The organism is Leisingera sp. NJS201, assembly GCF_004535885.1.
Lineage (GTDB): Bacteria > Pseudomonadota > Alphaproteobacteria > Rhodobacterales > Rhodobacteraceae > Leisingera.
The window spans coordinates 3,698,631-3,724,780 of record NZ_CP038234.1; the positions used below are offsets into that span (position 1 = coordinate 3,698,631).

General features: G+C 62.1%; 32 protein-coding genes and 1 pseudogene. 20 read left to right on the plus strand and 13 right to left on the minus strand.

Annotated elements, in window-relative coordinates; all coding sequences use genetic code 11:
- The first annotated feature begins 18 nt into the window (after positions 1-18).
- Together ETW23_RS18245 and ETW23_RS18250 are read left to right on the plus strand one after the other, a co-directional pair.
- The gene (locus tag ETW23_RS18245) at positions 19-789 is read left to right on the plus strand and encodes a FadR/GntR family transcriptional regulator (protein ID WP_134830841.1); all 771 of its coding nucleotides are present in this window, start codon (positions 19-21) and stop codon (positions 787-789) included.
- A 90-nt stretch (positions 790-879) separates the two neighbouring features.
- Positions 880-1,296, plus strand: a complete 417-nt coding sequence (locus tag ETW23_RS18250) for a VOC family protein (RefSeq protein ID WP_129369301.1) — start codon at positions 880-882, stop codon at positions 1,294-1,296.
- A gap of 131 nt (positions 1,297-1,427) precedes the next feature.
- On the opposite strand, the gene ETW23_RS18255 is transcribed toward ETW23_RS18250, so the two are convergent.
- The 6 genes from ETW23_RS18255 to ETW23_RS18280 all read right to left on the minus strand — a co-directional run bounded on the left by ETW23_RS18255 (position 1,428) and on the right by ETW23_RS18280 (position 5,223).
- Positions 1,428-1,985, minus strand: coding sequence for a F0F1 ATP synthase subunit B (locus ETW23_RS18255; RefSeq protein WP_134830842.1), 558 nt, complete (start codon positions 1,983-1,985; stop codon positions 1,428-1,430).
- A gap of 4 nt (positions 1,986-1,989) precedes the next feature.
- Positions 1,990-2,538, minus strand: coding sequence for a F0F1 ATP synthase subunit B' (locus tag ETW23_RS18260; RefSeq protein WP_129369299.1), 549 nt, complete (start codon positions 2,536-2,538; stop codon positions 1,990-1,992).
- 88 nt (positions 2,539-2,626) lie between these two features.
- Complete coding sequence (locus ETW23_RS18265) at positions 2,627-2,863, minus strand: F0F1 ATP synthase subunit C (RefSeq protein WP_008205040.1); 237 nt, start codon at positions 2,861-2,863, stop codon at positions 2,627-2,629.
- A gap of 84 nt (positions 2,864-2,947) precedes the next feature.
- Positions 2,948-3,748, minus strand: coding sequence for a F0F1 ATP synthase subunit A (locus tag ETW23_RS18270; RefSeq protein WP_129369298.1), 801 nt, complete (start codon positions 3,746-3,748; stop codon positions 2,948-2,950).
- A gap of 40 nt (positions 3,749-3,788) precedes the next feature.
- Positions 3,789-4,124 carry an AtpZ/AtpI family protein gene (locus ETW23_RS18275; RefSeq protein ID WP_129369297.1) on the minus strand — a complete coding sequence of 112 codons (336 nt, stop codon included), beginning with the start codon at positions 4,122-4,124 and terminating at the stop codon, positions 3,789-3,791.
- Between the two features lie 202 nt (positions 4,125-4,326).
- Positions 4,327-5,223: a DMT family transporter gene (locus ETW23_RS18280; RefSeq protein WP_129372792.1), complete on the minus strand. Its 897-nt coding sequence runs from the start codon at positions 5,221-5,223 to the stop codon at positions 4,327-4,329.
- 89 nt (positions 5,224-5,312) lie between these two features.
- Here ETW23_RS18280 and ETW23_RS18285 point away from each other — a divergent pair, with 89 nt between their 5' ends.
- On the plus strand, positions 5,313-5,657 hold the full coding sequence (locus ETW23_RS18285) for a helix-turn-helix transcriptional regulator (RefSeq protein WP_134830843.1): 345 nt from the start codon (positions 5,313-5,315) through the stop codon (positions 5,655-5,657).
- Here the strand turns inward: ETW23_RS18285 and ETW23_RS18290 are convergent.
- The 3 genes from ETW23_RS18290 to ETW23_RS18300 all read right to left on the minus strand — a co-directional run bounded on the left by ETW23_RS18290 (position 5,654) and on the right by ETW23_RS18300 (position 7,966).
- Positions 5,654-6,064 (minus strand): universal stress protein, encoded by a 411-nt coding sequence (locus ETW23_RS18290; protein WP_134830844.1) that lies wholly within the window; start codon positions 6,062-6,064, stop codon positions 5,654-5,656. The two genes, ETW23_RS18285 and ETW23_RS18290, sit on opposite strands and share 4 nt — an antisense overlap.
- Positions 6,065-6,194: 130 nt before the next feature.
- Positions 6,195-7,091: a DMT family transporter gene (locus ETW23_RS18295; protein ID WP_134830845.1), complete on the minus strand. Its 897-nt coding sequence runs from the start codon at positions 7,089-7,091 to the stop codon at positions 6,195-6,197.
- Complete coding sequence (locus ETW23_RS18300) at positions 7,088-7,966, minus strand: LysR family transcriptional regulator (protein WP_134830846.1); 879 nt, start codon at positions 7,964-7,966, stop codon at positions 7,088-7,090. Before ETW23_RS18300 ends, ETW23_RS18295 begins: the two co-directional genes overlap by 4 nt.
- Before the next feature lie 126 nt (positions 7,967-8,092).
- On the opposite strand from ETW23_RS18300, the gene ETW23_RS18305 reads away from it, so the two are divergent.
- Both ETW23_RS18305 and ETW23_RS18310 read left to right on the plus strand, forming a co-directional pair.
- Entirely contained in the window at positions 8,093-8,674 is a 582-nt protein-coding gene (locus ETW23_RS18305) for an FMN-dependent NADH-azoreductase (RefSeq protein ID WP_129369292.1), read from the plus strand.
- 122 nt (positions 8,675-8,796) lie between these two features.
- Positions 8,797-9,549: an aspartate/glutamate racemase family protein gene (locus ETW23_RS18310; RefSeq protein WP_134830847.1), complete on the plus strand. Its 753-nt coding sequence runs from the start codon at positions 8,797-8,799 to the stop codon at positions 9,547-9,549.
- Here ETW23_RS18310 and ETW23_RS18315 read toward each other — a convergent pair.
- Positions 9,546-10,073 (minus strand): prolyl-tRNA synthetase associated domain-containing protein, encoded by a 528-nt coding sequence (locus tag ETW23_RS18315; RefSeq protein ID WP_134830848.1) that lies wholly within the window; start codon positions 10,071-10,073, stop codon positions 9,546-9,548. The genes ETW23_RS18310 and ETW23_RS18315 overlap by 4 nt on opposite strands.
- A gap of 108 nt (positions 10,074-10,181) precedes the next feature.
- Positions 10,182-12,089, minus strand: a complete 1,908-nt coding sequence (locus ETW23_RS18320; protein ID WP_134830849.1) for an elongation factor G — start codon at positions 12,087-12,089, stop codon at positions 10,182-10,184.
- Positions 12,090-12,363: 274 nt separating this feature from the next.
- On the opposite strand from ETW23_RS18320, the gene ETW23_RS18325 reads away from it, so the two are divergent.
- The 9 genes and pseudogenes from ETW23_RS18325 (at position 12,364) to rimM (ending at position 18,705) form a co-directional block, all read left to right on the plus strand.
- Positions 12,364-12,891 carry a hypothetical protein gene (locus ETW23_RS18325; protein WP_134830850.1) on the plus strand — a complete coding sequence of 176 codons (528 nt, stop codon included), beginning with the start codon at positions 12,364-12,366 and terminating at the stop codon, positions 12,889-12,891.
- A 208-nt stretch (positions 12,892-13,099) separates the two neighbouring features.
- Positions 13,100-14,620, plus strand: a complete 1,521-nt coding sequence (gene ffh / locus ETW23_RS18330; RefSeq protein ID WP_129369287.1) for a signal recognition particle protein — start codon at positions 13,100-13,102, stop codon at positions 14,618-14,620.
- A gap of 3 nt (positions 14,621-14,623) precedes the next feature.
- Positions 14,624-15,238, plus strand: coding sequence for a GNAT family N-acetyltransferase (locus ETW23_RS18335; RefSeq protein WP_134830851.1), 615 nt, complete (start codon positions 14,624-14,626; stop codon positions 15,236-15,238).
- 84 nt (positions 15,239-15,322) lie between these two features.
- A complete protein-coding gene (locus tag ETW23_RS18340) occupies positions 15,323-15,889 on the plus strand; it encodes a GNAT family N-acetyltransferase (RefSeq protein ID WP_247676847.1) in 567 nt (188 codons plus the stop codon).
- Between the two features lie 61 nt (positions 15,890-15,950).
- On the plus strand, positions 15,951-16,553 hold the full coding sequence (locus ETW23_RS18345) for a GNAT family N-acetyltransferase (RefSeq protein WP_129369285.1): 603 nt from the start codon (positions 15,951-15,953) through the stop codon (positions 16,551-16,553).
- Positions 16,554-16,667: 114 nt separating this feature from the next.
- Positions 16,668-16,976, plus strand: a complete 309-nt coding sequence (locus ETW23_RS18350; protein WP_134830852.1) for a chorismate mutase — start codon at positions 16,668-16,670, stop codon at positions 16,974-16,976.
- 61 nt (positions 16,977-17,037) lie between these two features.
- A complete protein-coding gene (gene rpsP, locus ETW23_RS18355; RefSeq protein WP_129369283.1) occupies positions 17,038-17,406 on the plus strand; it encodes a 30S ribosomal protein S16 in 369 nt (122 codons plus the stop codon).
- 58 nt (positions 17,407-17,464) lie between these two features.
- Positions 17,465-18,048, plus strand: a pseudogene (bluB, locus tag ETW23_RS18360) (5,6-dimethylbenzimidazole synthase).
- Between the two features lie 153 nt (positions 18,049-18,201).
- Positions 18,202-18,705, plus strand: coding sequence for a ribosome maturation factor RimM (gene rimM, locus ETW23_RS18365; RefSeq protein ID WP_134830853.1), 504 nt, complete (start codon positions 18,202-18,204; stop codon positions 18,703-18,705).
- A 15-nt stretch (positions 18,706-18,720) separates the two neighbouring features.
- Here rimM and ETW23_RS18370 read toward each other — a convergent pair whose 3' ends face one another.
- Positions 18,721-19,548, minus strand: a complete 828-nt coding sequence (locus tag ETW23_RS18370) for a phosphotransferase (RefSeq protein WP_167738149.1) — start codon at positions 19,546-19,548, stop codon at positions 18,721-18,723.
- Between the two features lie 272 nt (positions 19,549-19,820).
- Here ETW23_RS18370 and trmD point away from each other — a divergent pair, with 272 nt between their 5' ends.
- Entirely contained in the window at positions 19,821-20,624 is an 804-nt protein-coding gene (trmD, locus tag ETW23_RS18375) for a tRNA (guanosine(37)-N1)-methyltransferase TrmD (protein WP_134830855.1), read from the plus strand.
- 116 nt (positions 20,625-20,740) lie between these two features.
- A complete protein-coding gene (locus ETW23_RS18380) occupies positions 20,741-21,076 on the plus strand; it encodes a YegP family protein (protein ID WP_134831355.1) in 336 nt (111 codons plus the stop codon).
- A 65-nt stretch (positions 21,077-21,141) separates the two neighbouring features.
- Here ETW23_RS18380 and ETW23_RS18385 read toward each other — a convergent pair whose 3' ends face one another.
- On the minus strand, positions 21,142-22,125 hold the full coding sequence (locus ETW23_RS18385) for a mechanosensitive ion channel family protein (protein WP_134830856.1): 984 nt from the start codon (positions 22,123-22,125) through the stop codon (positions 21,142-21,144).
- A 351-nt stretch (positions 22,126-22,476) separates the two neighbouring features.
- On the opposite strand from ETW23_RS18385, the gene rplS reads away from it, so the two are divergent.
- From rplS to ETW23_RS18405, 4 genes are all read left to right on the plus strand, one after another.
- Positions 22,477-22,851 carry a 50S ribosomal protein L19 gene (rplS, locus tag ETW23_RS18390; protein WP_129369277.1) on the plus strand — a complete coding sequence of 125 codons (375 nt, stop codon included), beginning with the start codon at positions 22,477-22,479 and terminating at the stop codon, positions 22,849-22,851.
- An 11-nt stretch (positions 22,852-22,862) separates the two neighbouring features.
- Complete coding sequence (gene rpmE, locus ETW23_RS18395) at positions 22,863-23,084, plus strand: 50S ribosomal protein L31 (RefSeq protein WP_129369276.1); 222 nt, start codon at positions 22,863-22,865, stop codon at positions 23,082-23,084.
- Between the two features lie 112 nt (positions 23,085-23,196).
- Positions 23,197-25,230: a DEAD/DEAH box helicase gene (locus ETW23_RS18400; RefSeq protein WP_134830857.1), complete on the plus strand. Its 2,034-nt coding sequence runs from the start codon at positions 23,197-23,199 to the stop codon at positions 25,228-25,230.
- Positions 25,231-25,340: 110 nt separating this feature from the next.
- Positions 25,341-26,150, plus strand: a complete 810-nt coding sequence (locus tag ETW23_RS18405; RefSeq protein WP_129369274.1) for a division plane positioning ATPase MipZ — start codon at positions 25,341-25,343, stop codon at positions 26,148-26,150.

Here is a 26,150-nt window from a genome sequence, read left to right on the forward strand (position 1 = left end):
ATTCAGATGAGCCTCAGCATGCCATTTCAGAAAGTTCAGCCCGAAAAACTCTCCGCCTCCGTCGTTAAGCAGATAGAGCAGCTGATCCTGCGCGGCATCCTCTCACCTGGTGAACGGCTGCCCGCCGAACGGGAGCTGGCGGAGAGGCTTGGGGTCTCCCGCCCCTCCCTGCGTGATGCCATCGGCGAGTTGCAGGCGCGCGGGCTGCTTGCCTCCAAGGCAGGCTCCGGCGTGTTTGTGGGGGATGTTCTGGGATCTGCTTTTTCGCCGGCACTGATCCAGTTGTTCGCCACCCATGACGAAGCCGTGTTTGACTACCTCTCCTTCCGCCGCGACATGGAGGGGCTGGCCGCAGAACGCGCAGCCCGGTTCGGGTCGGACTATGACCTGCAGGTGATCCAGGCGATCTTTGACAAGATGGAGGCGGCCGGCAATCCCGCCATTTCTGAAGAAGCGGCCCAGCTCGACGCCCAGTTCCACTCCGCCATCATGGACGCCAGCCACAACGTCATCATGCTGCACATGATGCGCTCGATGTTCGATCTGCTGCGCGAGGGCGTGTTCTACAACCGCCGGATCATGTTCCAGCAGCACACCACCTATGAAGCGCTGCTGGAGCAGCACCGCGCCATCAACGCCGCCCTGCAGACCCGCGACCCGCAAGCCGCCCGTTCCGCGGTGGAGGCGCATCTGGACTATGTGAAACAGGCCCTCACCGACCACCAGCGCGCCGAGCGCAACGCCGAAGTGGCAAAGCAGCGGCTGGAGCATGAGATCGGCAAGGGGTGAGGCTGAAACCGTGAACAGAATTCGGGGCAAACCGAATTGTGCCACTGTCAAACCAGTGCCGGCTTTGGAGGCCGGAAAGAAAGACGAAAAATGATAGCCTATATCACAGTCGGAGCGGATGATATCGCGTGCGCGAAACTGTTTTATTCTGCGTTCCTGCCAGCCCTTGGATACAAACTGGAAGAGGGGTCTGAGGGCCTTAGTTACGCACTGCCTGTTGGGTCCGGTCAGTCTCCGATTCTGCCTGACTTCTACGTTAAACCAACTTTCGACGGGCGCCCCGCCTCGGCTGGCAACGGGTCTATGGTCGCCTTTGAAGCGTGCAATCAACAACAGGTTCGCAACCTTCACTCCGCCGCGCTTTCTGCGGGCGGGTCGGACGAGGGCCAGCCCGGCTTTCGTGCCTCTTACGGGCCTCACTTCTATGTGGGGTACCTGCGCGATCCTCAAGGCAACAAGATCGCACTGTTCTCAAACGATCCAAACGAACCTGGACGCGACGGGTAAAGTGGACGGCACGGGCAATCTGCGGCGGCGCGCGGATTTGCGGAATGGGTTCACATCATCCCCTCCCAAATTTGCACAAAAAAACCCGGCCGCTTGGGCCGGGTTCTTTGATTTCAGCAGTGGTGCCCAGCTTAGTGCAGCTTGGCGTCCACATCCGCGATGGCGGCGTCGATCAGCTTGTTGGCCTCGGCGGCGGTCATCTGCTTGGAGATCACCTGATCCGCAGCAGCAACAGCGATTGTGATCGCCTGGTCGCGCACTTCCTTCACAGCCGAGGCTTCCGCCGAAGCGATCTGCTCCTCGGCAGCCGCCAGACGGCGGGCTATGGAGGTTTGCAGATCCGCTTTTGCCTGTTCCGCTGCGCGGGCAGCTTCGTCACGGGCGGCAGCAACGATCTGATCAGCCTGGGCCTGAACTTCCTGCTGCTTACGCTCATAGGACGCCAGAACGGTCTGGGCCTCTTCACGCAGCGCGCGGGCTTCGTTCAGTTCCTTCTGGATACCTTCCGCACGGTTATCCAGCTGGCCTGCGAGCAGCGATGGCACTTTGGCAAACAGCAGAATGCCAACGAACAGTACAAAGCCGAGACCCACAACCAGATTGGTATTGGACAGGTCCAGGCCGCCGCCGGCAGCAAAGGCAGGCGAAGCTGCACCGAAGATCAGGGCAAGGGCGAGAATATTGCGCATGTCCTTATCCTTTCGTCCGCTCGGCAACTGCCGCGGCAATTGCGTCTGCGTCTGCCGAACCGCCCAGCGCCGTCACCAGCGCCTCTGCGGTATCGGTGGCAACAGCCTTCACGCTTTCCAGCGCACCGGCCTTGATTTCGGCGATTGCCTTTTCGGACTCGGCGGCCTTGGCAGCGATCTGTTCGTCTGCTTTGGCAATTGCCTCGTCCAGCCCGGCCTGAATTTCCACACGTGTCTCAGCAACTATGCGCTGAGATTCGGCACGGGCATCCGCCAGAGCTTTGTTATATGCGTTTTCGGCCTCGACTGCCTTGGCTTTCAGGTCTTCAGCCGCGGCGAGGTCGTTGGTGATGGTCCCCTGACGCTCGGCCAGCACAGCCGCAATGCGGGGCAGCGCGACGCGCGACAGGATGAGGTAGATCACGACCAGAGCGACCGCGAGCCAGAAGATCTGGTTCCCGAAGGTCGAGAAGTCCAGCTGCGGCATACCCGGAGCAGACCCGTGCGCTGCGTCTGCGGCGCCGTGTGCTGCGTCTTGCGTATTAGATGCCATGTCGTCCTCCTTGGGAACTTGCCGTTACACCGGGCAGTGCGGATTTAGGCCGCACTGCCCGGCCGTAAGGAAATAGGTTCCTGAGGTCTTAGACGGCGAACATCAGCAGCAGCGCAACCAGGAACGAGAAGATGCCCAGTGCTTCTGCAAATGCGATGCCGATGAACAGGGTTGCGGTCTGGCCGGCGGCTGCCGACGGGTTGCGCAGAGCGCCTGCCAGGAAGTTGCCGGCAACGTGGCCCACACCGATTGCGGCTGCGCCGGAACCGATTGCTGCCAGGCCTGCGCCGATGAACTGACCGAGTTGTGCGATATCGCCTTCCATGAGTATTCTCCTTACGATGGAATGTGGTGATTTAGGGTCTGGGTGAACCGCCAGGCTCACCCGGTAAACTTGTCGATCCTGGCCTTAGTGGCTCGGGTGCAGCGCATCCTTCAGATACACGCAGGTCAGGATGGTAAAGACGTAGGCCTGAATGAAGGCCACCAGAACTTCGAGTGCGTAAACCGCGGTGATGGCAAAGATCGGCAGGAAGCTGAACATGCCCAGTGCTGCGGCAAAGCCTGCGAACACTTTCAGAACCGCGTGGCCCGCCATTACGTTGCCTGCCAGACGAATGCTGTGGCTGACAGGGCGCACGAAGTAGGAAATCAGTTCGATGATGGCCAGGATCGGGCGCAGCGCCAGCGGCGCGCTCGACACCCAGAACAGGCCCAGGAAACCAGCGCCGTTCTTGACGAAACCTACGATGGTCACAGTGAAGAACACCAGCGCCGCCAGAACCGCGGTCACCGCGATGTGCGAGGTGGTGGTGAACGAGCCGGGGATCAGGCCCAGGAAGTTGGCCATCACGATGAACATGAACAGGGTCATGATGTAGGGGAAGAACTTGACGCCGTCCTTGCCTGCCACGTCCTCGACCATCTTGTAGATGAAGCCGTAAGCCAGTTCCGCGACCGACTGGGCGCGGCCAGGCACGATGGCGCGGCGCGATGAGCCCATGACCAGCAGCGCAAACACCGCGGCAACAGCCAGCGCCATCCACAGGGTCACGTTGGTCGGGGTGTACCAGGAGATGTGATCGCCAAACAGCGCTGCCACGTTGAACTGGTCCATCGGGTGGATTGCCAGTTTTGACTCCGCCGGGGCGAAAATCAGGCCGGATACCAGCACCAGCGCCAGCGCTGCGTAAAAGAAAATTTTGCCCATCGGTCCGCTTCTCCTGTCGCCGGCGTTTGATCCCGTCGGATCAGTCCCGGTCTTGCGCATTTTTCTTGGCCTCATCGGCCAGTTTCTGTTCCTGGATCTCCTGCGCGGTGCGAAGCATTGTCTTCACTCCAGCCGCAAGGCCCAGCATTACAAACAGCACCATGAAGATGGGCAGGGTTCCAAACAGAAGGTCCAGCCCGTATCCGATGCCAAAGCCGATCCCGAGACCGGCCACCAATTCAATCACCATCCGCCAAGCCTGATTGGCCATGGAATAGTGCTCATCCGCGCGCGGCTTGGGCTGCTGTGCCTTACGCGCCGCCGCGAGCTTTTCCTCCAGCTGCGCCATGCGCTGCTTTTGGTCGTCGTCGGTCACGGGCGCCATCCTCACGCGATTTCTATGAGGTTGCTAAGGCCATGGGGCTTAGGAGTCAATTACAAGGGAAGAAGATTCAATACGTCACCAAGTCACTGATTTATAAGTGACAATTTGATCTCTCGAAAAACCGCGCCGCTCTGCCGCAGCAGCCGTTGGCGCCAATCCACCCCAGTTTCTATATTCAACCAAAAGGTTGATTTTAGCGAATGGGCGGTTTTGCCATCCGCCAGCGCACAATCCGCCCGTCGATCAGCAACAATCCCAGCAGGATCGCTGCCATGCCCCACAGGTGCTCTGCCAGCAGCTGCTCCTTCAGGATGTAGGTTCCAAGGAACAGCGCCGAAACCGGCGCGATCAGCGTTGGCAGGGTAATGTTGGTTGGCCCCACCTTGGGCAGCACCCAGTAAAAGGCGATGAAAGCGGCTGAGGTCAGCACAAAACCGATGATGAACAAGGAGGCCCAGGTCTCAATCCGCGTCACATGCGGCAGGCCTTCGCTCCAGATTGCCAGCGGCGCAATCGCCGCGGTGGCCCCGGTCAGCGCAATGGCCACCAGCACCACCGGCTGCATATCCTTAAAGCGTCGCGCGATGTTGACCGAAAAGGCATAGCACAGCGGCGCGCACAGGGTGATCAGCACCGCCCAGATCTCCGACGACCGGCCGCTATCCAGCAGAGGCAGCGACAGCAGCACGATACCAAGGAACCCGCAGACCACCCCTAGAGACTTCAACCCGGTTGCGCGCTCGCCGCCGGGCCAGAAATGGGAGACAACCACCGCCAGCGCCGGCGTGGTCGCATTGACGATACCAGCAACACCGCTGGCGATATGCTGCTGGCCCAAGGCGTAAAAGGCAAACGGCCCGGCATAGCTGAGCACTCCAAAGCCAAACAGCGCCAGCCAGCGCCCAGGCTCTGCCGGCACCCGCTTGCGTGCCGCCAGCACATAGATCCAGCAGCCCAGCGCGCCAAATCCGACCCGCCCCATCGACACCGACAACGGCCCCAATTCGCGCAGCAGAATGGCGTTGAACATGAACGACATGCCCCAGCCGATGCCGAGAATGAATATCACCAGCCAGTATTTCAATGCCATGCCATCAATCCCCGTGCGCTTGAAAGGCGCCACCATGACGGTTCAGGACAGATTGTCAAACTGCCGGACGATGGGTAGGAGTATCAGGCATGAGCGAACCTCTTGACACTGTCTTTGCGGCCTTGGCCGACCCCACCCGCCGGGCGATCCTCACCATGCTGCTGGAGGACGATATGGCGGTGACCGATGTGGCGGAACCGTTTGAGATGTCGCTGGCAGCAATTTCAAAACACTTGGTTATCCTGACCCGCGCAGGCCTGATCGCGCAGGAAAAGCATGGCCGGGTCAAATGGTGCAAGCTGCAACCGGATGCCATGCGCGCAGCCTCTGTCTGGATGCAGGGCTTCGGCCAGTTCGAGCCGGTCAATCTGGATGCCTTTGAACGCTTTCTGGAGGCCGAGCATCTGTCAGAGGACGCGCAGCCGGACCTCTAGCGCACCACAAATACCGAGGTTTCGGAATGCAGCACCAGATGGCTGGCGTGGGACGAAAACACATAATCCAGGATCCCCGGCATATGGGTGCCCATCACAACCAGATCCACCTCCAGCTCCTTGGCGGTCCGGGGCAGAATGGAGTCGATCTCTGATCCGACATCCACAGAATAGACCGGCAGCCCCTCCACCCTTGCACCGGTCTGCGCCGCCATCTTGTTTGCCAGGTCTGCCAGCTCGTCACCTGACGGCCCGACCGTATGCCCGCGCTTGACCTGCTGATCCGTCACATGCACCAGCGTTACGCGCGAGCTGTGATTTTTGGCAAAGTCCGCTGCCACATCCAGGGCTTTCTTGACCGTTGCGGGCATGTGCAGATCAACGGGCACCATGATATGCTTGAACATTTCTCCCTCCTCTATCCGAAGAGTCCCTCAGGACCAGTATAGCGGAAAACAAGGGAATTGCGTTGACCTGCCGCAAGCGGCGGCGAAGGCCCGCCGGCGGTCAGGCCCACTGCGTTCAGGCCCGTTGCGTTCAGGCCGGGACCCGCGACCGCGCGCCTTCCAGCAGCATCGCCAGCGCCACCACCGACATCGCCACCCCGATCAGCACCAGGCCCGGCGGCGCGCCGCGGCCCAGCGCGATCTCCCACAGGATCACCCAGCTGGGGGTGAGATAAGTATAGGCCATCACCTTGGCCGAGGGCAGCCGCATCGCCGCATATTGCAGCAGCACAAAGGTGGCAGAGCTGGCACAGACCGCCAGATAGAACAGACCGATCCAGACGATACCGGGCAGCTGGGACCAATTGGTGGCCAGAATGTCCTGCCAGCCGAATACCGCCAGCAACGCGCCGCCCGCCAGCAGCATCCCGAAGGTGAACACCACCGCCGGCTCACCCCGGTTCAGCTTGCGCACCATCGGCGTATAGATCGCGTGCAGCACGCAGCCCCAGAAATAGATGACCTCGCCCTGGCCGATCTCAAAGGCAGCCAAGGCGCCCGGATCACCACGCACGATCACCCAGACCGCGCCTGCCGCGCCAATCGCCAGCGCCAGTGCCATCCAGCAGGTTGTGATCTGCCGCAGCAGCAGCCAGCCGAACACGGCGCTCATCACCGGCACCAGCGTGAAAACTGCCGCTGCGCTGACCGGCGCCGCCGTCTGCAGCCCGTAGAACATCAGCACGAAATAGCCGCCGAACAGCCCGCCCAGCACCGCAAACCGCCACGGCGCCCGGAAATGCGCCCGTTGCAGCCCGGTGGTGGCCAGCGCCGCGACACCGATCACCACAGCGGCAATACCAAACCGCGCCGCATTCAAGGCCGCTGGTGCAATCTCGTTGGCGACCATGACACCCAGCGAGAAAGACCCCGCCACCAGGGCCGAAAACAACAGCATCGCCAGATGCCCGCGCAGTGCCTCGCTCACAGCTGCCAGTCCTTTACCTGTTCCTTGAGGAACGTCAGGAACGCCTGCACCTTAGTGGTCCGGTGCAGATCCACATGGGTCACCAGCCACAATGCGCCTTCCCAGTCCTCCTGCGGCGGCATCATCTCTACCAGATCCGGTTGCCGCCGCGCCTCCCAGGCCGCCATAAAGCCAATCCCGGCACCGCTGCGGACCGCTGACTTCAGCGTAAAGCCATCGGTACAGCGAAAGGCGATGGCCTCAACCGGCGCATTGGCCCGCAACCAGCGCGAAAACGGCGCCCTGCTGCTCTCATCGTCCTGACCGACAAACCGGTGATTGGGAATATCCTCGACACCCTTCAGCATTCCGTATTCTTCGGCATAAGCCGTGGAGGCATAAAGCCCGATCTGCTGTTTCATAAAGGGCTGCACCACATTGTCGGGCTGATCCGGTGCATTGCCCGCGCGGATCGCCACATGCGCCTCGCCATACTCCAGCCGGAACAGGCGGTCGCCGGTCAGGTAGCGGATGATCAGCCCCGGATGCATATCCTGAAACAATTTCAACGCCGGCACCATCATCGGCGCAAAGGACGCCAGCGAGGTCACAACCAGTTCCCCCGACACATCGTCGCCCTGCCCTTTCAGCCGCCCGACCAGCTGGCTGAACTGGTCATCGGTCGCCTGCGCCACCCGCAGCAAGTCCTGACCGGATTCCGTCGGGGTATAGCCGCGGGCGTGGCGCTGAAAAAGTTTAACGCCCAGCCGCGCCTCGATCGCATCAATATGCCGGATCACCGTCGCGTGATGCACGCCCAGCACCTCGGCGGCACCGCTGACCGTGCCCATGCGGGCCACTTGATAGGCGGTGCGGACTTCGTCCCAATTATCCATGGCGGCCTCCTTGCCAGCGGAATAGCATCTCCCACAAAAACGCACAATTCATGTGATTTGAGCGGCATTGCGTTCGAAAATGCAATAACCCAAATTCCTGCCAGCAACAAGCACAGGAATACAGTAATGGCCCGTACCATCCTCCATATCGACTCCTCCGCCCGCATCGATGGCTCCGTTTCCCGCGATCTTTCGGCGCAGATAACCAGCCGCCTTGGCGCCTCCCATGTGATCCGCCGCGATCTGGCTGCACCGCTGCCGCTGCTGGACGGCGCCTGGATCGGGGCCAACTTCACCCCGGCAAACCAGCGCAGCGATGAACAAAAGCAGCAGCTTGCCCTTTCCGACTCGCTGGTGGAGGAACTGAAACAGGCCGATACCATCGTGATCGGCACGCCGATCTACAACTTCTCGGTGCCGTCCACACTCAAGGCCTGGATTGACCTGGTGGCCCGCGTGGGCGTCACCTTCCGCTACGAGGAAACCGGTCCCGTCGGCCTGCTGGAAGGCAAGCGCGCCATCATCGCAGTGGCCTCCGGCGGTACTCAGGCGGGCTCTGACATCGACTTTGCGACCACCTATCTGCGCCACGTGCTGGGCTTCATCGGCATCACCGAGGTTGAGATCGTGGCCGCCGACGCCCTGATGGCCGGCGCTGACAGCGCCCTGGCCAAGGCAAAATCCCAGATCGAAGCCCTGGCGGCCTGATCCTCTGCACATCCGCACGGCCGCCAGCTCTCCATCGGGAGGGCTGGCGGTCTTTTAAGTTTGGCACCCCTCCGCTGCCGTGCCAATCTGCCAGCATCAGCGTTTAAAGGGCAGGCAACTCAATGAAGAAAATCGGCATTCTCGGCGGCGTCGGCTGGGCCTCCACCGTCGATTACTACCGCGCCATCTGCGAGGGCGCTGGACGGTTCTTCGCGGAGCGCGGCGCCACATCGCCGCTACCGGTACCGCCCATTGCCATCGAATCCGTTGTTCAAGCCCAGACCCGCGCTCTGCGCGGCCGCCCCGGTGATGAGGCCAGCTGGGCCGCTTTCGACGCCGTCTTTCGAGAGGCCATGCTGACCCTGGAACGCGCGGGCTGTGATTTTGCCTTAATCGCCTCCAACACTCCGCACGCGCGACTGCATGCGATACGCGACGGGGTAATGATGCCCATCCTCAGCATCTTTGACACCACTGCCAAAGCCACCGCCGCCATCGGCGCGACCCATGCGCTGGTCTTGGGCACCGCTGTCACCATGCAGGCCCGCAACTATGCCAGCGTACTCGCCGAACACGGGGTCAGCGCCAATGACCCTTTGCCAGAGGAAGATATCATCGGAATGCAGGCCATGATCGACGAGGATTTCCATGGCGGCGCGGCCAGTGGCGCACAGAGCCGTCTGCTGCGGTTTTGCGCCAAACACGCCCGGCCCGGCACCGCCATTCTGCTGGCCTGCACCGAACTGCCGCTGGCCTTCCCTGACCACATCGACGACGTCAGTTTCGAGACCGGCGGCTTCCTGTTCGTGAACCCCTCTGCCGCCCATGTTGCCGCCGCGCTGGATCTTGCGCTGGAGGAGGAGCGGGCCGGTTAGACCCAGCTGACCTCGCAGCCTGTCTTTTCAAAGAATGCCATCACATCGGCACGTTTCATCGCCACCGTGCGGTCATTGACCAGCGGGTGCATATAGATCACATCCGCTTCCTGTGCAGCGGCGTCCATATAGAAGGTGACGCCTTTCTTTGCGCCGGTGATCATCGCCAGCGGGCTGACCGCGCCAGGGCGGATGCCGAGGTTCTCCAGCAACCTGTCAGCGGAACCAAAGGACAGGTTGCCTGCGCCCAGTTCCGCGCCCAGCGCTTTCAGGTCGATTTCGCGGTCCTGCTGCAGCGTCACCAGATAGTTCCGCTTCTTCTTGTCGCGCAGATACAGGTTCTTCAGCCGCAGAGCGTTTTCGCCCGGCACCATGAACTGCTCCTCGACGCCCTTGGCATCCTCCACCGTGCGTAGCGGCACATGGGTGTGCAGCTGATAGGCAATGCCCCAGTCGTCCAGCTGCTTCAGCAGCGCGTCCGAAGAGACAGGCAGGCTGTCCTGATAGGTTGATGAGGCGTCCATGGCGTGCTCCGCGAAATCAGTGTCGAATTGCAGAGCAAATCACGCAAAACAGCAGCGGGACGCAAGAGGTGTTCCGCCCCCTGCACCCCGATTTGCGCCAGCCTGGACCTAGGCCTCGGCGAAATCCGCCCGCCGCGCCTCTTCATAGTGGTCGAAATCAGTGCTGAACCAGCCGGTACCGCGGGTGGCACTGGCCAGCGTGTTGCACAGATTATCCTGCGCCGACATTGGCAGCAGGGTTTCGAACACGTCCCAGCCGGCCACGCCGTCCTCAGCCTCGAACCCCAGAATCTGCCCCTTCATGCCGCTCACCACCGGCACCAGCCCGCCGGTGAAGACGGACGGCACATGGATATGCACCCGCATGATCGGCTGCAGCAGCACCGCGCCGGCCTCAGACAGCGCCTCCCGAACCGCGTTCTTGCCCGCGGTGCGGAAGGCATAGTCGGAACTGTCGACCGAGTGATGCTTGCCGTCCTTCAGCGTCACGCAGACATCCACTACCGGATGGCCGTTAAGCCCCTGCGCCAGCGCTTCGCGCGCGCCGGCCTCGACCGAGGGGATGTAGTTCTTGGGCACCGCGCCGCCCTTCACTGTTTCCTCGAACACAAAGCCGCTGCCGCGCGGCAACGGCTTCACCTTGATCACCACATCGGCAAACTGACCCGCGCCGCCGGACTGCTTGCGGTGTCGGTATTGGATCTGCACGCTCTTGCTGATGGTCTCGCGCAGCGCCGGAGGCACCTGCCCCTCCTCCACCTCGACGCCGAACTCGTCTTTCAAAGCCTGCTTGATGCGTCGCATGTGCAGCGGCCCCTGCAGGTTCAGCAGCAGATGGCCGCTGGCCTCATCCTGCCCCACCACCAGCGCCGGGTCGATCTCCGCCAGCCGTTCCAGCGCGCCCGACAGCCGCGCATCGTCGCGCTCATTCAACGGAGTGATCACCCGCCGGAATGTCGAAGGCCGCGGCTGCGCCCAATCCGGCAACGGCGCCGCCCCTTCCGGCCCATAGGCAAAACCCAGGTTCAAATGATCCGATTTAACCGCCTGCCCAATGTCTCCTGCCTGAAACGCGTTGTTCACGGCGCCGCCGATCCCTGTCAGCGACCCCAGTGCCGCGCCGCCGACAGGGGCGCCATTGCCCATGCCTATGTCCAGCGCGCGTACCATCACCGTCTTGCCAAGATGTTTGACCAGATCCGCCATGCAGCCGACGGCCACCACCGCGCCGTCCTGCGACAGCCGCTCCAGTGCGACGCCCACATCCGGCGCCTCGTGCCGCAAGGACTTCATCAGCCGCAGGATGCCATTCTTATGCTCAGCCGACCCCATCAGTGCCGGAACCAGGTCGTTATGCTGCAGCACCTTGGTCGCCACATCATAGACCTCTTCCGGCATCACCTTCTGATCCTCGATCAACTCTTCCAGCAGCGTGTCGTCAAAATCCGCCAGCGCTTCCAGCAGCTCGGTGCGGGCCTCCTGCTCGCGCGCATACATTGCCACCGGCAGCTCAATCAGCGCCGAAGGCTTACCCTCCTGATACTGCCAGGCGCGTTCGGAAATCAGATCCACAGCGCCCACAACCTGGCCATCCTCGCGGATCGGCACCTGCCGCAGAATGATGTTGTGGCTGCAATAGGCCTGAAGCGCGGCAACGATCTCTGCCACCCGGTCCGCTGCCTGGTCCATGCGGTTGACAAAAAGAAAGGCGGGGATGCCCGCCTCCTCCAGCTTGCGCAGATACGGCGCGCTTAGCACCGCAGCCCCGGCATCAGCCGGCACGCAAAGGACGGCCGCGTCGCTGGCCGCCAGTGCAGGCCCCGCCTGCGCCAGATTGTCGGCCCCGCCCGCGATGTCGATTGCGGCCCAGTCCTCGCCCATGAATGAAAAAGGCTGCAAAGCGGCAACGCCTGCAACCTCCTGCCGCTTGCCGGCAGCGCTGTCCAGATTGGCCAGCGCCGTGGCCAGCGTTGATTTGCCGGACTGCGACGGTCCCAGAATAGTGAAAACGCGCATGTTCTTAGATCCTCCCTTGGCTGATGCGAATGCCCGCCTAGGACCGCAGCCGCCAAGGGCGTGCAGCTTACCTGTGTCAAAGATCTGCCTCGGTGCTCTTCTGAGCGCCCCGTGCCGGTGAATGGACAGCAGAGGGCCGTTTTTGATGTTGGCCAAGCGCCCCGCCCCGAGTCAAGCGCGCAGAGGGCGTAGCGGCGGCGCCCCGTACACGAATTTGACGCAAAGTCCGCCATTTTCCCCTGAAGGACCGCTTTCCCCAGGGTAAGCTTACACCATGAAAATCACCCGCAACACGCCTGAACAGCTGATCCTGGCCGATAACCCTTGGTTCATCGGCATCGCCCTTACCCTGTTTATCCTGGTCTTTGTTGGCGCAGGTCTTGGCGCGGCCAGCACCGGCGGCGCGAACCTCTGGTTCGGCATCTTCTTTGCCCTCGCGGGCGGCGGTATGGGCTTTGCCGCCTTCTGCCTCTTTGTGCGCCGGGTGCAGGTGATCCTCGACCGCTCCGGCGGCAGTATCGTGATCCGGCGCCAGTCGGTGTTCGGCTACAGCGAGGCCGAACACCGGCTCGCCGACCTGTCCCACGCCGAGGTGGAAAGCACCACCAGCCGCAGCGAGGGCCGCACCCGCACGCTTTACCGCCCGGTGCTGGTACTGGACGGCGGCATGAGCGCCGGCCGCCACCCGGTGGTTGAAGCCTTTACCAATGGCCGCGGCCCGCTGCAGCTGGCCGATGCGATCAACGCATGGCTGCCTGCAGCCCCCCTTGCAACAGTTGACTCTGACGGTCAATCGGCGTAACGCCTGCTCCAACGTCCGGAAGCACTGAGTCTTCCGGTCCCTGCCCGTGCCAGGGATCGCCCCCCACCAGCGTGTTACGCCCGTGGGGCAAACCCGTTTGGTTTGCCCCACGACTGACACGAGGAGCTTGGGGCATTTGCGCATGGATCGCATGTCTCCTACATACGGGGGCGCTACAACTGGAAACCGGCACAGGAGGCCGCAAGGCATGTTTGAAAATCTATCCGAACGCCTTTCCGGCGTCTTTGACCGGCTGACCAAACAGGGCGCCCTCAATGAAGAGGACGTCAAGTCCGCCCTGCGCGAAGTCCGCGTCGCCCTGCTGGAGGCTGATGTCTCGCTGCCGGTGGCCCGCGACTTCGTTAAAAAGGTGCAGGAGCAGGCCACCGGCCAGTCCGTCACCAAATCGGTGACCCCCGGCCAGCAAGTGGTCAAAATCGTCCATGACGCGCTGGTCGACGTGCTGCGCGGTGACGAAGACCCCGGCAAGCTTAAGGTCGACAACCCGCCCGCCCCGGTCCTGATGGTCGGCCTGCAAGGCTCGGGTAAGACCACCACCACCGGCAAACTGGCAAAAAGGCTGAAGGACAAAGAGGGCAAGAAGGTCCTGATGGCCTCGCTCGACGTCTACCGCCCGGCGGCGATGGACCAGCTGGCCGTCCTCGGCACCCAGATCGGCGTCGACACTTTGCCGATCGTACCCGGCCAGAAACCCGTCGATATCGCCAAACGCGCCAAGCAGCAGGCGACGCTGGGCGGCTATGACGTTTACATGCTGGACACCGCCGGCCGCCTGCACATCGACGAAGTGCTGATGCAGGAGGTCGAGGACGTCCGGAACGTAGTCTCCCCGCGCGAGACCCTCTTGGTGGTCGATGGCCTGACCGGCCAGGTCGCCGTCGAGGTGGCCGAGGAATTTGATGCCAAGATCGGCATCTCCGGCGTAGTGCTCACCCGGATGGACGGCGACGGCCGCGGCGGTGCGGCGCTGTCGATGCGCGCCGTCACCGGCAAGCCGATCCGCTTTGTCGGCCTGGGCGAGAAGATGGACGCCCTGGAAACCTTTGAGGCAGACCGGATCGCCGGCCGCATCCTGGGCATGGGCGACATCGTGGCGCTGGTCGAAAAGGCCCAGGAAACCATCGAGGCCGAACAGGCCGAAAAGATGATGAAGCGCATGATGAAGGGTCAGTTCAACATGAACGACCTGAAGATGCAGCTTGAACAGATGCTCCAGATGGGCGGCATGGAGGGCATGATGCAGATGATGCCCGGCATGGGCAAAATGGCCAAGCAGGTGCAGGATGCCGGCATGGACGACAAGGTGCTGAAACGTCAGATCGCCATGATCCAGTCGATGACCAAGAAAGAGCGTGCCAACCCCGCGCTGCTGCAGGCCAGCCGCAAGAAACGCATCGCGGCCGGTTCCGGCATGGAGGTCTCCGACCTCAACAAGCTTCTGAAGATGCACCGGCAGATGGCCGATGTGATGAAGAAGATGGGCAAGATGGGCAAAGGCAAGATGCTGAAACAGGCCATGAAGGGCATGTTCGGCAAGGGCGGCATGCCGGATATGGGCGGCATGGATCCCAGCCAGATGGACCCCAAAGCGCTGGAAGCCGCGGCCAAGGCAATGGGCGGCAAAGGCGGCCTGCCCGGCGGCCTGCCCGGTCTTGGCGGCGGCATGGGCCTGCCCGCGGGCCTCAGCGGTTTCGGCAAGAAGAAGTAACCTATGCAGCTCCCCGCCATCCCTCAGCTTGAAACCGAACGCCTGGTCCTGCGCGGACCGGAGGCGGCGGATTTCGGGCCGGTGGCAGAGTTCTTCGCCGATGAAGCACGCTCCTGGGGGTTTGGCGGCCCGCTCGACCGCAACGAAGCCTGGCGCTGGTTCACCATGTCGGTGGGCCACTGGGCAATGCGCGGTTTCGGCTTCTGGACCATAACCTGCAAGGAAACCGGCGAGGCGCTTGGCATCACCGGCATCTGGCAGCCCGAAGGCTGGCCGGAACCGGAACTGGGCTGGGTGGCGTTCCCGGCCGGCGAAGGCCGCGGCGTCATGGCCGAGGCCGCGCTGGCCGCCCGCACCCACGCCTATGAGGTGATGGGCCTGCCCGCACTCAGTTCCAACATCTTCCCGGGCAATACCCGTTCGGTGGCGCTGGCCGAACGGCTTGGCGCGGTGTTCGAGGCGGAATTCGACAACCCGAAACACGGGCGTGAGCTGGTCTACCGCCACCCTGCCCCGAGGCGCCTTGCGACGGCGGGATGGAGGCCTACGCATGAGCTTCTGTCAAATTTGCACAAACCAGGCCGCACCGGCAGCCCGGGATGCAGCCCGTTTAACTGAAAATTACGCAGTCTCCCGATACTCCCTCATTGGATGGGTGAAATTTATGCCGGGCGGTCCGCCGCCCGGACAAAGGGGTACAAGATGACTGACGTGCAAACGCCGTATCCGCGGCTAAAGTCCAAACGGCTTATGCTGATGTCTCCGGCGGACCCGGAGTTCGACGCCAATGCCGCCTTCCTCGACACGGGCGCGGCGCGCTTCATCGATGCGGCAGAAGATCCGGATTCGCTTTGGTGGTCGATTGCCACCATCATCGGCCACTGGCATCTGCACGGCTACGGCCTGTTTGCCGTGGTTGAACGCAGCACCGGCCGGACCGTGGGCCTGGTTGGCCCCTGGTTCCCCAAAGGCTGGCCGGAACCGGAACTGTCCTGGCACCTGATGGAAACGGGCCGCGGCAAGGGCTACGCCAGCGAAGCCGCGCAATGTGTTCTCGACTGGCTGTTTGCCGAGGCCGGGTGGGACTGCATCGTCTCCTACGTGCCCGAGGAAAACGGCGCCTCCATCGCACTGGCCCAACGCGTCGGCGCCCGCCCGGAAAAGCCGGTCAGCTTCCGCCTGCAGCCCGCGCCCAATATCCGCGTCTGGCGCCATGTCCCGCCCGCCCGCATGTCCGGCGCGCAGGCCGAACGGGGCCTGCTGCACTAATGCGCCGTTACGGGATCATAGTCCGGCCCGGCCGCGACCTTCCGCTGAAGGGAGCGCGCTGATGCCCTTTGACATCCCGGTGATCGAAACCCGCCGTCTGGTACTGCGTGGCCCCGAACCGCAGGACTACCCCGATTTCAAAGCCACCTTCAGCTCCTACCGCTCGCGCTTTATGGGCGGTCCGCTGAATACCTACGAGGCCTGGATGCTCTATGCGGCTGAGATCGGCCATTGGCAGGTGCGCGGTTTCGGCATGTGGATGATCCATGACAAGGCCACGGACGAGACTTACGGCATGGCCGGCGGCTGGCAGCCCGCGGGCTGGCCCGAACGCGAGATCGCCTGGATCATCTGGCCCGGTGCCGCCGGCAAGGGCTATGCGCTGGAGGCGGTACAGGCCGCACGCGGACATTTTTATTCAAATCTGGGCTGGGAGACCGCGGTCAGCTATATCGATCCCAAGAATCTCGATTCGATCCGGCTGGCGGAGCGGCTCGGCGCTGCCAAGGACCACAGCGCCGCAACCATCGACGGCAATGATGCGGTCTACCGCCACCCTGCGCCGGACACCCTGAAGGACAGCCAGATTGCGCATGGCATCGAAATGGAAATCGGCCACTACGCCGACCCGTTGTTCAAGCCGGAGGGTTGGGCACTTGACTGAGTTGCACCAGAACACCCATTTGCTGCGCTGTGGCGGTCTACTTGCTGTGAATAGCGGATATATGCCTGCTGCTGTCCCGGCACGCCCTGGCATTGCTGCCCTGCGGAGGACCTGATGACGACCGAAACCCAAGACCCCGCCGTCCGCGCAGCCCAGCTGCTGAAGGGCCACCGCGAAAGCATCGACCGCCTGGATGCGATCCTCGTTTACACTCTGGGCGAGCGGTTCAAGCACACCCAGGCAGTGGGGCGGCTCAAGGCTGAACACCACCTTCCGCCGTCTGATCCAACCCGCGAAGCGGCGCAGATCGCGCGGCTTGAAGACTTGGCAAAACAGGCCGATCTGGACCCTGAATTCGCTAAGGCATTTTTGAACTTCATCATCGGTGAAGTCATTCGGCACCACAAGAAACACCAAGAATAATAACAGACAACAGGAACAACCGGGGCAAACCCCGGACAACGCCATCAAAGGAGATGTACCCATGGCAATGAAAATCCGTTTGGCCCGCGGCGGCTCTAAAAAGCGTCCTTTTTACCGCATCGTGGCTGCTGACAGCCGCATGCCGCGCGACGGCCGCTTCATCGAGAAGCTGGGCACCTACAACCCGCTGCTGCCGAAAGACAGCGAAGAGCGCGTGAAAATGGACATGGAACGCGTGCAGCACTGGCTGGACCACGGCGCGCAGCCCACCGACCGTATCGCCCGCATGCTGGAAGCGGCCGGTGTCCGTGCCAAGACCGAGCGCAGCAACCCCAAGAAAGGCGCCCCGGGCAAGAAAGCCCAGGAGCGCGCAGAAGAGAAAGCTGCAAAGGCTGCTGAAGCCTCCGCAGCAACTGCAGACGCGGAATAATTCCGTGGAGCTGCGGGGCGCTTTTCCCGAAGAGTTCCGCAGCCAGCTTGATCTGCTGATGCGGCTCCGGCGCGACGTGCGCCGGTTCCGCAGCGATCCGGTGGAAGAGGCAGTGCTGATGCGCTGCCTCTCTGCCATTCCGCTTGCCCCGTCTGTGGGTCTCAGCGAACCCTGGCGCATCCTGCGGGTGGACAGCAGCCCTGCCCGTGCCGCTGCGCTGAAGAATTTTGAGACTGCCAATGCGCAAGCCCTGGAAGGGTATTCCGGCGAACGCGCCGAGCGTTATGCCGGGCTGAAACTGTCCGGAATGCGCGACGCCCCGGTGCAATTGGCGGTCTACTGCGACGATGAAACTGCGCAGGGCCACGGCCTGGGCGCCGCAACCATGCCGGAGATGCGCCGCTATTCGGTGGTCACCGCTATCACATTGTTCTGGCTTGCTCTTCGGGCCGAAGGACTGGGCCTGGGCTGGGTTTCGGTGCTGGACCCCGAACAGTTGAACCGCGACCTGAACGCCCCGAAGGCTGGCAGCTGATCGGCTATTTCTGCATTGGCTATCCGGAACGGTTCTCGGACACGCCGGAGCTGGAAGAAACCGGCTGGGAAAGCCGGATGGCCAGCCTGCCGCTTGAAACCCGCTGAGGCCCGCGATGGGACGGTTGATCCGGCTTGTGTTTTTTGTTGCAGTGGCATTTACCGCAGGCATCTTTTTTGAACGCAACCACCAAAGCGAACTCTGCGAACACTCTGGCGGCCAATGGCTGCGCGCTGGGTTCTGTGCAAAGGAATAACACCATGAGCGACCTGATCTGCGTGGGAGCGGTGGCCGGCGCTTTCGGCGTGCGCGGCGAGGTGCGGCTCAAGAGCTTCTGCGCCATTCCCGAAGAAATCAGCGACTATTCACCGCTTACCAGCGAGGACGGCAGCCGGAGTTTTACGGTGACCCTGACCCGAACGGTCAAAAACGGCTTTGCCGCCCGGCTGAGCGGCGTTGAAACCAAAGAGCAGGCCGATGCAGTCAGAGGCCTGCGCCTGTTTACCCGCCGCGACCAGCTGCCAAAGCTGCCGGATGACGAATTCTATCACACCGACCTGATCGGGCTGGAAGTGTATGACACCGGCGGCACCCTGCTGGGCACAGTGAAATCGGTGCAGAACCACGGCGCAGCCGACCTGCTGGAAATCCACGGCCCCGGCCTGAAAGCCACGGTGCTGCTGCCCTTCACTCTGGAAGCGGTGCCAACCGTGGACCAGACCCGGGGCCGCATTATCGCCGATCCGCCCGAAGGGCTGTTCTGAGCGGGCAGGCCCCGCTCAGCCCGGCTCTTGGTCCAGAAGTAAATCAAGAACCTTAACCACCTGCTCAAGCTGCCTCTGACCTTTCTTTCCGGCGGCGCGGCCGGATGCCGAGAACCTGATCCAGGATTCCCAAAGCCGCAGCGCAAAGCAGAACTGGAAAAGCGGTTCACGGGAAACATGCCGCCCGTAGCCTTCTTCGAACGCCGCCCAATCTGCTTGTGAAACCCCGCCAAATCCAGCGTCTCCGTCCAGGCCGGACAAATGGTCCAGGCCATTTGCAAGCCATAGGTTGGAGATATCGCGCTCGGCGATAGAAAACCTCTGGCTGGAAAAATCGATAAAGGAAATCTGATCATCTGAGGCCAGAACATTCCGGAAATGCAGGTCGCCATGGGCAAAGCCGGGCTGGTATCTGACACCTCTGGCGCGCCGCCCAGCACGGTGCAGATACGCACACAGCCCCAGGAAACGCTTCGGTTTTACAACGGTCACCTCTCCTGCACGAACGGTACCGGCAGTCCGTGACACGGTTTTAAGATGCCGCATCGGCCAGAATACCTGCTCATCCGTCGCCGAGCAGCGGTGCAGCGCAGCAACCGCGGCGCCGATCCGCTGCAACAGCCGGTCGCGGTCCCCAAGCCCATAGCCAGCCAGATACAATGCCTGGAATGCTGTATCCCCAGGAGCCAATTCCATCAGCGTGTACTTATACTGGGGATCGCACCAAAGAAGCTGCGGCACCGATACGCCCGCCGTGAATTTCAGCGCCTCTGCTGCGGTCCGGTGGCGTTTCAGGTTCGCCTGATGCCGGTGAAGGTTTCCTTCGGCGAAGTCAGCCCGCATCACAAGTTCCCTGCCGTCCTGCAAGCATACTATCAAGACGCAGCATTGATCCTCTTTTTTGGGGTTGACCTGCATCCGTCTGAACAAAGCGCCTGCAGCCGGGAGCCCCAGATCCGAAGCAATCCCGGGCCACAGCGCTTCGGCACGGCGCTGCGCGGCCTCGAACCCGCCCTGCTGCTCAATGGATGCTGGCAGAGAAGTGCGTTTCGAATTCATGCAGGGGCCAAAGCTTTCTATTGCGCGAAAATCTGACTGAACTAAACAGCATTATTATGACAGCACCAAGCAAATCCCACGGCCGCAAGGCCATCCGTCCGACCCTGAAACCGCGTGAACTGATGACACCCACGCCGGACCTTGCAGGCGTTTGGAAAGCCAAGGTCATCACCCTGTTTCCCGCAGCCTTCCCCGGAGTGCTGGGCGAAAGCCTGACGGGTAAGGCGCTGCAAGACGGGTTGTGGCAGCTTGAGACAGTGGATCTGCGCGAGTTCGGCGCCGGCAAGCATCGCAATGTGGATGACACCCCTGCGGGCGGCGGCGCCGGCATGGTGCTGCGCGCGGATGTTCTGGGCAATGCTATTGAGCACACCATGGCCGGAACCAAAGGCAACTGGCCACTGATCTACCTGTCGCCACGGGGGCGCCGGATGGACCAGCAGATGATGCAGAACTTCGCCCAATGCGATGGTATGACCCTGTTGTGCGGCCGGTTTGAAGGCGTCGATGAACGGGTACTGGACCATTACGGTATTCAGGAAGTCTCCCTGGGCGATTTCGTGATGACCGGCGGCGAACTGGCTGCGCAGGCACTGATTGATGCCACCGTCCGGCTGATCCCCGGCGTGCTGGGAAATCAGGCCTCGACCGAGGAGGAGAGTTTTTCCTCCGGCCTGCTGGAGCATCCGCAATATACCCGCCCTGCCGAATGGAACGGCCGCGCAATCCCGGATGTGCTGATGTCAGGCCACCATGGCAAGATCGCGGAATGGCGGCACAGGATGAGCGAAGACATTACCAAGGCCCGCCGTCCTGATCTATGGGAAGCTCACAGCAGCAAGAAAGACAACAAACGCTGATCGGGTGATTGGCCCGCACCGCCGATTCCGCGTTTGCAGCAGCCCCAAAACATTGCCGGATGACCCAAGCCGTGATTAAGTCCCCTCATATTCATCAGGAATTAGGAGTGAGCAGGGTGTCTGGGAAATTCGAACTTTATACCGATAATGCGGGCGAATTCCGCTTCCGCCTGAAAGCAGGCAACGGCGAGAACATTCTGGCCAGCGAAGGCTACAAGCAGAAAGCCAGTGCTGAGAACGGCATTGAGTCAGTTAAAAAGAACGCTGGTGATGATGGGCGGTATGAGCGCAAGGAAACAGCCGCCGGCAAGCACATGTTCAACCTGAAAGCCACCAATGGCCAGGTGATCGGCACCTCGCAAAGCTACGCCAGCGCCTCTGGCCGCAACAATGGCATCGAGTCCGTCAAGAAAAACGCCCCTGATGCAGCAGTGGACGACAAAACCGGCTAAGATTGCCGGTATGACAGACACAAGGCCCACCGGCCTTGTGCAGCCACGCCCGTCCGGGAACCCGGTTACTCTTGGCTCTCCTCACTTTGCGTCTGCCGCCTCCCGGCCAGCGCATCTGCGATCCGGAGCGGCCTGGGGTTGTTGCCATCGGGCCGCGCAGGCCAGCCTTCACGATGCCGGCTGCGGTCGCCATCGGTTTCCTCGGTCTGGTCGTGAAACAGCATCACCTGGGTCGGGTACGGCATGTCAATTCCGCTGTCATCCAGCGCTTTGTAGACAGCCTCGATCACCTGGGCAAAGGTCTGCACCACGCTTGCCCGGTCGGATTTGGTCCACCAGCGCAAGCGGATATTGTTGCCATTGTCAGCAATCGCCCAAGGCAGCGCTTCCGGCGCCGGGTCCTCCAGCACCCCGTCGCATCCGCGCGCAGCCTCCAGCATGATCCGCTTGGCGTCGTCCCAGCTGTCGTTGCAACCGATCTGCACGTCATACTGCGAACGGCGCTGCTCAAACGCTGTGTTGACGGTGACGGCATCGGTGTAAATGTCAGAATTCGGAATGACAACGCGGCGCCCGTCGTATGTTTTAATCAGCGTTGCCCGGGTTTCGATCCGCTCCACCGTGCCTTCATGCCCGCCAGAGATAATCTGGTCCCCAACTGAAAACGGTTGGCGCAACAGAATCAGGATCCCCGCCAGCAGGTTCTGCAGAATGTCCTTAAAGGCAAAGCCGATGGCAACGGAGCCGATACCCAGGCCGGCAAACAGATCCGCAGGAGTGATGGAGGGCGCAATGACCGTGATCGCCAGCATCAGACCGACAATGATCAGCGCCCATTTTATCAGGGCTGCGCCGACCTCGCCCAGATTGTCCCGCCCGCGTCTTTTTCCGGCCCTACTCACGACACCGGCAACCAGCCTGGCCAGCAGCCAGAACACGGCAAGCAGAACCAGCGCGATGCCAAGGTTGGGCAGGATTCTGAAAAAGCCGTCCACCCAGCTGTCTATCTTCTCAAAAACATTGCCGACATCCGCATCCACCTGCTCCATCTGTCTTCCTCTCTTGGCTCCGATCAGGTAAAACGCCTGTCATCCTCGAAGGTTCCCTGCTCCGCCCCCGCTGCGGCCGGACCTGCATTTCTTTCCCTTGATCCGGCCCGCATTTCTGCCTATACGTCCGCAAGTCTGGATTCGCTTTTGCGGCTCCGGACTGCTGGCTGTTGGATCAATCCACCTGAAGATCTTCTTCGGTTTTCACCCGGGATCTGACCGCCAGAAGCAAGAAACAGACTGCGTGATCTCTGGCGGGCTGCCTAAGGCGGGACCCGGTGAAGACCAAGAGCTCTCATGACGGCGCAAACCTCTGCGGAAAGAACCGCAGGCCAATTTAGGAGAGTTGCGATGAACTTGATCGCACAGCTGGAGGCGGAACAGATCGCCGCCCTGGGGAAAGATATCCCTGATTTCAAAGCCGGCGACACCATCCGTGTCGGCTTTAAGGTGACCGAAGGCTCGCGTTCGCGCGTGCAGATGTACGAAGGTGTTTGCATCAGCCGTAAAAACGGTTCGGGCATTGCCGGTTCGTTCACCGTCCGCAAGATTTCGTTCGGCGAAGGCGTGGAGCGTGTGTTCCCGCTGCATTCGACCAACATCGACAGCATCACCGTTGTGCGCCGCGGCCGCGTGCGCCGCGCCAAGCTGTACTACCTGCGCGAGCGCCGCGGCAAGTCGGCCCGTATCGCAGAAGATGCACACTACAAGCCCAAGAAAGCCTGAGGAGCGGTATCATGAAAAAAGACACTCATCCCGAATACCACTTCATCGACGTCAAAATGACCGACGGCACCATCCTCAAAATGCGCTCCACCTGGGGCAATGAAGGGGATCAGCTGGCGCTGGACATCGACCCGACCGTGCACCCGGCCTGGACCGGCGGCACCTCGCGCCTGATGGATGCCGGCGGCCGCGTGTCGAAGTTCAAGAAGAAATACGAAGGCCTGGGCTTCTAAGCCACCTGCCGTATTTTGCCAAACTCCCGAAGGCTGCCCCGGACGGGCAGCCTTCTTTCTTTTCTCCTGACGCTGAGGCGGTATGCGCCTTGCGGGAAAGACAGCCCTCCTCGTGAAACAAGCCCTGGCCAACGCACTGCAAGAGCGCGGATATGAAACCCTGACTCAAGTTCAGGAGGCTGTGACCCAGCCAGAGCTGAACGAGCGCGACCTGCTGGTTTCGGCGCAGACCGGATCAGGCAAGACCGTCGGGTTCGGACTGGCGCTGGCACCGACACTGCTGGGTGAGGCTGAGGCATTTGAGGCTGCTGCCGCGCCGCTGGCCCTGGTGATTGCGCCGACACGGGAATTGGCGCTGCAGGTGAAACACGAGCTGAGCTGGCTGTACAAGGGCGCCGGTGCGGTGATCGCCTCCTGCGTTGGCGGCATGGATATGCGCGACGAGCGCCGGGAGCTGGCCCGCGGTGCGCATATCGTCGCGGCAACGCCAGGGCGGCTGCGTGACCACATCATGCGCGGCTCTATTGATCTCAGCAATCTGCGCGGCGTGGTGCTGGACGAAGCCGACGAAATGCTGGACCTGGGCTTCCGCGAAGATCTGGAGTTCATTCTGGGCGAAGCGCCCGAAGACCGCCGCACCCTGCTGTTCTCGGCCACCGTGCCGTCGGGCATTGCCAGCCTGGCCAAGACATTCCAGAAGGACGCGCAGCGGATCCAGACCGCAGGCGAAACCAAACAGCATTCCGACATTGAATACCGGCTGATGAGCGTGGCGCAGCAAGATGCGGAAAACGCCATCATCAATGTGCTGCGCTACTATGAGGCGCCCAGCTCCATTGTTTTTGCCAACACCCGAGCGGCGGTGAACCGTCTGGCGGCACGGCTGACCAACCGCGGTCTGTCGGTGGTGACGCTGTCGGGCGAATTGTCCCAAGCCGAGCGCAGCCAGGCGCTGCAGGCAATGCGCGACGGCCGCGCCCGGGTCTGCGTGGCCACTGACGTGGCCGCACGCGGCATCGACCTGCCAGGGCTGGAGCTGGTGGTTCATGCCGAGCTGCCGTCGAACCACGAAACTCTGCTGCACCGTTCGGGCCGCACCGGCCGCGCGGGCCGCAAGGGCGTCAGCGCGCTGATCGCGCCGCCCAAGGCCCGCAGCAAGGCGCTGCGGCTGCTGAAGTGGGCCAAGCTGACGGCAGAACACTGCGAAGCGCCCTCGGCCGACGACATTATGGCGCGTGACGAGGAGCGGATGCTGGCCGACCCTGTCTGGCAGGAGCCTGTTGTGGAGCAGGAACAGGCAGGCGTTAAGACCCTGCTGGAGCATTTCTCTGCCGAGCAGATTGCCACCACCTACCTGCGCCTTTTCCGCAGCCGCCATTCGGCGCCGGAAGATCTGCGCCCGGCCGGTGCGGAGGAACCGCGCAAGGAACGCAAAGAACGCAAGGATTTCGGCCCGTCGGTGTGGTTCTCGCTGTCAGGCGGGCGCGCCGCTGGTGCGGACCCGCGCAAGGTACTGCCGATGCTGTGCAAGGCCGGCAATATTGATCGCGACGTTATCGGGGCGATCCGGATACAAGAAAACGAAACCTTTGCCGAAATCAGCCAGGATGCGGTTGATGGCTTCCTGAAAGCACTGGGCGGCAAGACCGAGCTGGAGCCAGGCGCGGTGCTGACACAGCTGTCCGAAGCCCCTGATCTGGGACCAGCCCAGCGCCGTGGCCCCGGTGGCCCCAAGGGCGGATTCAAGGGCGACCGTGATCGCGGCGAAAAACCGCACCGCGGCAAGCAGGATGGCCCCAAACCCTATCGCGCCAAATCCGATGACGGCCGCGACAGCCGGCCGCCGCGTAAGGAATGGAGCGGCAAGCAGGACCGGGAAGAACGCCGCGAACCGCGCCCCGATGACCGTCCCCGCAAGCCCGCTCCGGCAGTCACGGCCAAGCCCAAAGGCGCTTCGGATCCGTCCAAACGGATGGCAAAACCCGGCGCACCGGCAGCCAAACCTTTCAAAGCCAAAGGCCCCAAACCGCCGGCCGGCAAGCCGAACAGCAAGAAAAACAAGGCCCGCGCTCCATTTGCCAAACCTGGGAAAGGCGGCGACACCCGTCCCAACCGCAAGCCGGCGGGACCTTCAAAACACAGGTGATACACTAAGTTTACCAGCCCGCGCAGACCGCTTTTCTTGACCGAATCCAGAGCCTATACAGGGGCGCAAAGATAAAAGCGTGCCAAAGGCACGAGCGAAGGGACCTGTACATGGCGCATATTATTGTCGTCGGCAACGAGAAGGGCGGCGCGGGAAAATCCACTGTGTCCATGCATGTTGCTACCACCTTGGCCCGGCTTGGGCACAAGGTGGCGGCGCTTGACCTGGACTTGCGGCAGCGCTCGATGGGGCGGTATCTGGAGAACCGCAAGGATTTCTGCGCGAAGGCAGGGCTGGACCTGCCGATGGTGGGAATGCACGAACTGCCGGAGATTGATCCCGATAGCTTGCAGCCGGGGGAAAACATCTATGACCACCGGCTGTCAGCGGCGGTCTCGGCGCTGGAGCCTGGCCATGACTTCATCCTGATCGACTGCCCCGGCTCGCACACGCGTCTCAGTCAGGTGGCGCATTCGCTGGCTGACACGCTGATCACTCCCTTGAATGACAGTTTTGTCGATTTCGACCTGCTGGCGCATGTGGACCAGAAGGGTGAGGCGATTACCGGGCCGTCAGTCTACTCGGAGATGGTCTGGAACGCCCGTCAGCTGCGGGCGCAGGCGGGGCTAAAGCCGATCGACTGGATCGTGATCCGCAACCGCGTCGGCACACAGCGCATGGTCAACAAGGAAAAGATGGAGCGCGCAATTAATATGCTGTCCAAGCGGATCGGCTTCCGGGTCGCACCGGGCTTTTCCGAGCGGGTGATTTTCCGCGAGTTGTTCCCGCGCGGGCTGACGCTGCTGGACCTCAAGGATATCGGTGTCAAGCAGCTGAACATTTCCAACATCGCTGCCCGGCAGGAGCTGCGCGACATGATGAAGGAAGTGAACCTGCCGGGGGTCGAGATCAGTATCTGA